A 370-nucleotide genomic window follows, 5' to 3' on the forward strand; every position below is an offset into this window, starting at 1 on the left:
GCCTTGAACAGCGCGACGATAAACAGGAACGAACACAGCAGGATCGTGTTCAGCGCCAGCAACAGCGAAGCGATCACCCCGCGCACGGCGGCAGGTAGAAAATCCAGCATTTAGATATCCATGGGTCGATTGGCGGCTTGGATCGCCGTCAGGGCGATGGTGTACACGATGTCGTCCACCTGGGCGCCACGTGGCAGGTCATTGACCGGTTTGCGCAGGCCCTGGAGCATCGGCCCCAGGCTCACGCAATCGGCGCTGCGTTGTACGGCTTTGTGGGTGGTGTTGCCGGTGTTCAGGTCTGGGAACACAAAGACGGTGGCCTTGCCTGCCACCTGGCTGTTGGGGGCCAGTTGCCGGGCGACGTTTTCGT

General features: G+C 61.4%; 1 protein-coding gene and 1 pseudogene. Both read right to left on the bottom strand.

All coding sequences use genetic code 11. From position 1 onward, the window contains the following. Positions 1-110, bottom strand: a pseudogene (locus tag AAEZ05_RS27905) (acyltransferase); the annotation flags it as partial. Beyond that, positions 111-370: phosphate acyltransferase (locus AAEZ05_RS27910; RefSeq protein ID WP_350649787.1), on the bottom strand; the 260-nt coding region annotated here is incomplete at its 5' end.

It is taken from the genome of Pseudomonas sp. HY13-MNA-CIBAN-0226 (genome assembly GCF_040310305.1).
Taxonomy (GTDB): Bacteria; Pseudomonadota; Gammaproteobacteria; order Pseudomonadales; family Pseudomonadaceae; genus Aquipseudomonas; species Aquipseudomonas gregormendelii.